This is a genomic window from Martelella sp. (assembly GCF_984369615.1).
The window spans coordinates 1-6,098 of the sequence record NZ_CFHTCS010000272.1 but is presented as its reverse complement, the minus strand read 5'-3'; the positions used below and the strand labels follow the sequence as shown (position 1 = coordinate 6,098).

The window sequence follows — 6,098 nt, the reverse complement described above, 5'->3', positions numbered from 1 at the left end:
ACGCATCGTGCTTTCCGAAAATCAGACCCGATTTTCGGGCCGATGCGCTAGCCGGAGGACATCGTCCAGGGCCTCGCCTTGGCGCGGTCGTTGAAAATCCAAACACGCATATCGCGCCGGCGGCAGGCGGGCGCGCTGTTCTTCTCGTCGAGGTTCAACTCATGGCAACGATCCTATTTCAGGCGGCAGGCGCCGCATTTGGCAGCGTTCTCGGACCGTTCGGCGCCGTTGCCGGGCGGGCGCTGGGCGCGCTCGCCGGCGCGGCGGTCGACGGATCCATCTTTTCCGGCGGCCGCAGGGCAGCCGGCCGCCATTTGCCGACCGCCCGGGTTGGCGGCGCGGAGGAGGGCGTTGCCATTCCGCGCGTCTACGGCGCGTCGCGGGTCGGGGGAACGCTGATCTGGGCGACGCGATTCGAGGAAGACGTGGTCGAGGAGCGCGCCGGCGGCAAGGCGTCGGGCTCGACGCTCGAAAGCTTTGCCTATTACGGCAATTTCGCCTTCGGCCTTTGTGAAGGCCCCGTTGCCGCGATCCGGCGGGTCTGGGCGGACGGGCGCGAGCTGGACCTGACCGGCATCGAGATGCGCTTCTATCCGGGCGATGACAGCCAGTTGCCAGATCCCCTGATCGAGGCCAAGCAGGGCGCCGGCAACGCGCCCGCCTATCGCGGGCTCTGTTATGTCGTCTTCGAACGCCTGCCGCTCGACGGATTCGGCAACCGCATCCCCGTGATCCAGTTCGAGGTGCTGAAGCCGACGGGAGCGCTCGAGAGCCGGGTGAAGGCCATCGCCGTCATTCCCGGCGCGACCGAACACGGGCTCTGCCCTTATCCGGTCACAGAATCGCTCGGCCGCGGAAGCCAGCGGATCATGAACCGCAACACGCTCACCCGCGCGACCGACTGGGAAGCCTCGATCGACGAACTGACCGCGCTTTGCCCCAATCTGGAGCGCGTGGCGCTGGTCGTCACCTGGTTCGGCTCGGATCTGAGGGCGGGTGAGTGCCGCATTCTGCCGGGCGTGGAGACGCCGTTTCGCGCCGAGGAGAGCACGCCCTGGTCCGTTTCCGGCATCAAGCGCGACGAGGCGCATGTGGTGAGCACGCATGAGGGCGGACCGGCCTATGGCGGCACGCCCAACGATGCCGGGCTGATGGCGGCGATCGCAGACCTGAAGTCGCGCGGGCTGAAGGTGTTTCTCTATCCCTTCATCATGATGGACGTGCCTGCGGCCAACGGCCTGCCCGACCCCTATGGCGGTGCGGAGCAGGCCATCTATCCCTGGCGCGGCCGGATCACCTGCCATCCCGCCAGGGGCGTTTCCGGCTCGAGCGACCGGACCGCGACCGCGAGAGCGCAGGTGGAGGCGTTTCTCGGCACGGCCGAGCCGCATCATTTCACGCCGGGACCGACGGGTGTCGCCTTTGCCGGCACGGATGCCGGATACCGGCGTCTCGTTCTGCATTACGCGCATCTCGCCGCCGCCGCCGGAGGCGTGGACGGCTTCATCATCGGCTCGGAACTGAAGGGCCTGACCTCGATCCGCGATCAGAATGACGCCTTTCCTTTCGTCGAGGGGCTGATCGAGCTTGCGGGCGACGTGCGAAACATCCTCGGGCCGGATACGGCGCTCACCTACGGCGCGGACTGGAGCGAGTATTTCGGTTTCCATCCGGATGATGGCAGCGGCAATATCTACTTCAACCTCGATCCGCTGTGGGCGAGCCCCGATATCACCGCCGTCGGCATCGACAATTACATGCCGTTGTCGGACTGGCGCGATGACGACCTTGCTTCGGAGAATCCGGACGGGTTCAAGAGCGCGACCGATCCGGCCGGGCTTGAAGGGCAGATCGCAGCCGGCGAAGGATACGACTGGCACTATATCGACCAGGCGGATCGGGTAACGCGACGACGCACGCCGATCACCGACGGACTTGCGAACAAGCCATGGGTCTACAGATACAAGGACCTTGCGGGCTGGTGGTCGAACAGGCATTTCGACCGGATCGGCGGCGGCGAGGCAGTTGCGCCCACCGCCTGGGTTCCCATGGAAAAGCCGATCTGGTTCACCGAGCTCGGATGTCCGGCGGTCGACAAGGGAAGCTGCCAGCCGAATGTCTTTGCCGATCCGAAATCGGCGGAATCCGCCTATCCCCATTTCTCGAGCCGCCGGCGTTCCGACGACGAGCAGCGCCGCTTCCTGGAAGCGCATCTTGGGTATTGGACGGGCGCCAGCGCGCCTGCCGGCATGGTCGATCCTGACCATATTTTCCTCTGGTGCTGGGACATCCGGCCCTATCCGGCCTTTCCGCAGAACGAAGCGCTGTGGAGCGACGGCGCCAACTGGACGACCGGGCACTGGCTGAACGGCAGGCTGGGAGCGACCACGCTTGCCGACGCCGTACGCGCGCTTCTTGCCGATCACGGTTTCAACGATTGCGACACGCGCCTGCTGAGCGGTGATCTGACAGGCTATCTGCAGGCCGATATTGATGCGGCGCGCGACCTGATCGAGCCGCTGCTCTCGCTCTATTCTGCGGACTGTATCGAAACGGCCGACGGCCTGGTGTTCCGTTCGCGCCAGCGCGCCAGCCTTTCGCCGCGCGTGATCGATATTGTTGCCGAGCGCGACGCCGACGCCGGCCCGTGGCGCGAGACGCGGCTTCACGGCAGCGATATACCGGGCGAGGCTGCCGTCACCTATTTCGATCCGGAAGCCGATTACGCGCAGGCAAGCGCCCGCGCGAGCCGCGCGACGGCGGTCAGCGATCGGGTGCTCCGGTTCGCATTGCCGACGGTCCTTTCGGAGGCGACGGCGCTGGAGCGGGCCCACGCGCTGCTGCGCGAAAGCCGTTGCGGCATGCGGACCCTGCAGATTGACCTTTCGCCGCAGGAGCGCGCTCTGGAAATCGGCGATGTGTTCCGGCTCGAAGGCGGGCCGGCCGGACGCTTCATGGTGACGCGGCTTGAGGTCGCCGAGACGATCCGGCTGGAGGCGCGGTCGTTTTCGCCGTCTGCCGGCACGGCCCCGGGCGCCGGCGAAAACGCGCGCCTTGCGCATGACGCCGCCTCGGAGGGTTTCTCGCCGAGGGTGATCTTTCTCGACCTTGCGCGCGACGCACCGGGACCGGCCGAGGATTTCGCCCGGGTTGCGGTCTTCTCCCGCCCCTTCCGCCGTGCGTTCGTCGCCTCCTCGTCGACGGATGAAGGTTATCAGACCGGCGCGGTCATCGACAGGCCGGCGGCAACGGCGCGGCTTGCCGCCCCGCTTCAGCCCGGCGCGAGCGGGCGGTTCGACTTCACCCGCGCCCTCGTCGTCGATCTGGATTTCGGCGGTCTCGCATCGGCGACGAGAACGGCCGTGCTGAACGGCGAGAACCGCATTGCCGTGAGGGCCGGCAATGGCGTGTTCGAGATCATCGGCTTCCTGCGGGCCACGGAAATCTCGTCCGGGCGCTGGCGGCTGGAGGGCCTGTTGCGCGGTCTTCACGGAACCGAGGACGCCATGCTGGCGGGCGCGGAGACGGGCAATGACGCCGTCGTTCTCAACGCTTCCGTTGTCCCGGTCGGGCTTGGCAGCAGGCATGTGGGGCTATCGCGGAACTATGTCGTCGAAACCGCCAACGGCCAGGCCGATCCGCGCGCGCCCTATCAGTTTGCCGGGGGCATCAGGGCGGAGACGCCTCTGTCGCCGGTGCAGCTGAAGGTTCGGCGTCTCAATTCCGGTGACCTGGCCTTCAGCTGGGTGCGGCGCTCCCGCCTCGACGCCGATGACTGGGCCGCTGCCGACATTCCGAAGGACGAGGACGCCGAAGCCTACCGCCTGGAGATTTTCGCCGGCGCAACCTTGCTGCGCAGCATCGAGACCGCCGTGCCGCAATGGCTCTATCCGGAGGCCGAGCAGATCTCCGACTTCGGTCTTCCCGCGACGGTTTTTGCGGTCCGGCTTCGTCAACTGGGGCGGAAGGTGCCGCTCGGCACGGCCCTCGTCCGCACATTTTTACTTGCGGTCTGAACAGAAAGGAAATGACATGGATAATACGAAGAAATGGTATCTTTCGAAGACGGTATGGGGCGCGCTTCTGGCCATCGCCGCTCCTCTTTTCCAGATGGGCGGCCTCTATCTGGACGACGGCACGCAGAGCGAACTGGCCGCCTCCATTGCCACGCTCGCCGGCGCTTCCGGCGGGCTGGTCGCGCTTTTCGGCCGGATAGCGGCCAAGGGCACGCTGAGCCGCTGACGCACGGTGCGATAACCGGCTGCCGGGGCCAAGCGCTCCGGCAGCCGTGGGTTTTGCCTGCGTCTATGGGACTATTCATTTGCAGTTCAGCCAACTATTCTTATCAGTAAGGGCAAAGTGAATTTCTTTGGGAAACATTATGATGCGCAAGACGATGCTTGCATTGCGGATGGCGCCGGCCGCCGGCCTGCTCCTTGCCGCTCAGACCGGCGGCGCAATCTCTGCCGACTGCGCGGCGGCGGCGGCGGCGGTCGTCAGGAGCACCGGCGGAGAGTTGTTGTCCGCGGTGCCGACGCAGGACGGCAGCAGCTGCCAGGTGACCGTCATCATCCCCGCAAACAACGGAAATATGCCGCGCAAGATTACCCGAACCGTTCCCGCGAGCTGATCGTCCCGCGGCCCTTGCGCCTTGCCGAAGTCCCTGTCCGCAAACAGTGAGTTGACCGACATGCGTATCCTGCTCATCGAAGACGATGAAAACCTCAACCGGCAGCTTGCTCAGATGCTGAGGGAGTCCGACTACGTTGTCGATTGTGCCTATGACGGCGTCGAAGGGCATTTCCTCGGCGACACGGAACCCTATGATGCCGTGATTCTCGATATCGGCCTGCCGGCGCTGGACGGCGTGTCTATTCTGGAAAAATGGCGCGCCGCCGGGCGAAAGATGCCGGTACTGATTCTCACGGCGCGCGATCGCTGGAGCGACAAGGTTGCCGGCATCGACGCCGGCGCCGACGACTATGTGACCAAACCCTTCCACATCGAGGAAGTTATGGCGCGCATCCGGGCGCTCATCCGCCGGGCGGCCGGACATGCGGCCAGCACGATCTCCTGCGGGCCGATCGCGCTTGACGTGAAGGCCTCCAAGGCGACGCTCAACGGCGAGTTGCTGCGCTTGACCTCGCACGAGTACAGGCTGCTGTCCTACCTGATGCACCACCAGGGCGAGGTCGTCTCGCGCACGGAACTGACCGAACATCTTTACGATCAGGACTTCGATCGGGATTCCAACACGATCGAGGTCTTCGTCGGACGTCTGCGCAAGAAGATCGGGCCGGAATGGATCGAGACTGTCCGCGGTCTCGGCTACCGCATGCAGGTGCCTGAATGAAATGGGCAAACTCCCTGACGCTGCGCTCCCTGGCGCTGACGACGGTCTGGTTTGTCATCGCGCTTCTGGTGATTGCGGTGGTGATCTCCGCGCTCTACAGAAATGCCGCCGAGCGCGGTTTCCGCCAGCTTCTGCAGGCCGAGATGTTCAATGTCGTCAACTCCGTGTCGATCGACGAGGACGGGGACCTGACCGGCGCGCCGCAGCTCGGGAACCTCAGCTACAAGCAACCGCAGACCGGTTGGTACTGGGTGGTCGATCCGCTTTATGACGACAAGAGAGAAGCACTGCGCTCCCCCTCGCTCGGGGGAGAGGAACTGCCGCTCAAGCCGGTCAGTGAAGTGCCGTATGACGGTGACTTTCGGCGGACCTATGTCGTTCGCGACGACCACGACAACGAATTGGCGGTGATCGAGACGGTGGTCGTGATGGACGATCAGAACCGGGCGACCCGGGTGCGCGTATCGGGCAACCGCGATGCGGTGGACAATGACGTGCGCTGGTTCTCGCGCCGGCTCTATATCGCTCTCGCGCTCTTCGGCATCGCCAGCATTCTCCTGAACGGGTTGATCATTCTGTGGGCCCTGCGTCCGCTGGACAGGGCCCGCGCGGCGCTCAGCACTATTTCCGAACAGGGCGACGGGGAAATGAAAGGCGCCTTTCCCGTCGAAATCCAACCGCTCGCCGACGAAATCAATGCGCTTCTTCGCAATAACCGCACGATCGTCGAACGCGCGCGCATGCA

At 65.1% G+C, this 6,098-nt stretch carries 4 protein-coding genes and 1 pseudogene; all 5 read left to right on the top strand.

Annotation, left to right across the window (positions count from 1 at the left end; translation table 11 throughout):
• The first annotated feature begins 161 nt into the window (after positions 1–161).
• Positions 162–4,016, top strand: coding sequence for a baseplate multidomain protein megatron (locus tag AC5DC2_RS17920; RefSeq protein WP_491699456.1), 3,855 nt, complete (start codon positions 162–164; stop codon positions 4,014–4,016).
• Between the two features lie 16 nt (positions 4,017–4,032).
• Positions 4,033–4,242 carry a hypothetical protein gene (locus tag AC5DC2_RS17915; RefSeq protein ID WP_024706489.1) on the top strand — a complete coding sequence of 70 codons (210 nt, stop codon included), beginning with the start codon at positions 4,033–4,035 and terminating at the stop codon, positions 4,240–4,242.
• Between the two features lie 139 nt (positions 4,243–4,381).
• Positions 4,382–4,630, top strand: coding sequence for a hypothetical protein (locus tag AC5DC2_RS17910; RefSeq protein WP_491699455.1), 249 nt, complete (start codon positions 4,382–4,384; stop codon positions 4,628–4,630).
• A gap of 60 nt (positions 4,631–4,690) precedes the next feature.
• The gene (locus AC5DC2_RS17905) at positions 4,691–5,353 is read left to right on the top strand and encodes a response regulator transcription factor (RefSeq protein ID WP_024706487.1); all 663 of its coding nucleotides are present in this window, start codon (positions 4,691–4,693) and stop codon (positions 5,351–5,353) included.
• A pseudogene (locus AC5DC2_RS17900) lies at positions 5,350–6,098 on the top strand (histidine kinase); the annotation flags it as partial. The gene AC5DC2_RS17905 and the pseudogene AC5DC2_RS17900, both read left to right, overlap by 4 nt.

Excerpts from the sequence above, each read along its gene's own strand:
- AC5DC2_RS17910 (WP_491699455.1), top strand. The coding sequence starts at position 4,382 with ATGATGCGCAAGACGATGCTTGCATTGCGGATGGCGCCGGCCGCCGGC.
- AC5DC2_RS17905 (WP_024706487.1), top strand. The coding sequence starts at position 4,691 with ATGCGTATCCTGCTCATCGAAGACGATGAAAACCTCAACCGGCAGCTT.
- AC5DC2_RS17920 (WP_491699456.1), top strand. The coding sequence starts at position 162 with ATGGCAACGATCCTATTTCAGGCGGCAGGCGCCGCATTTGGCAGCGTT.
- AC5DC2_RS17915 (WP_024706489.1), top strand. The coding sequence starts at position 4,033 with ATGGATAATACGAAGAAATGGTATCTTTCGAAGACGGTATGGGGCGCG.